At 70.0% G+C, this 444-nt stretch carries 1 protein-coding gene; it reads left to right on the forward strand.

Features of this window, described 5'->3' with window-relative positions; genetic code table 11:
- Positions 1–444, forward strand: a 444-nt coding sequence (locus tag ACW5W4_RS18895; protein ID WP_456690414.1) for a hypothetical protein, incomplete at both ends; no start/stop codon positions are given.

Genomic DNA, 444 nt, shown 5'->3' on the forward strand with positions numbered 1-444 from the left:
CGGCAGGCAACGCATCCCAACCGGGCCGCGACAGCGCCACCATGGGCGACACCACCGCCACCGCGGCGCCGACCGTGGTCATCACCGAAGACGTGAACAACGACGGCACCATCGACCGCAGCGAAATAGCGGGCCCCGTGAACGTGTCAGTGACCCTGCCGGGCGAGGCCCAGGCGGGGGATACCCTCAAGGTGAGCGGCCAGGCCGACCGGGTGCTGAGCGACGCCGACATCCTTGCCGGCAAGGTGGGCTACGAGTTTGACCGTCCGGCCGATGGCGCGGCGCTGACCGTGACGGCGACCATCGTCGACGAGGCAGGCAACGTCTCGCCGGAAGGCCGCGACAGCGCGGTGATGGGCGACACCACCGCCACCGCGGCGCCGACCGTGGTCATCACCGAAGATGCCGACAACGACGGCACCATCGACCGCAGCGAGATCAGCG

The sequence above is a fragment of the Aeromonas crassostreae genome (assembly GCF_054052445.1).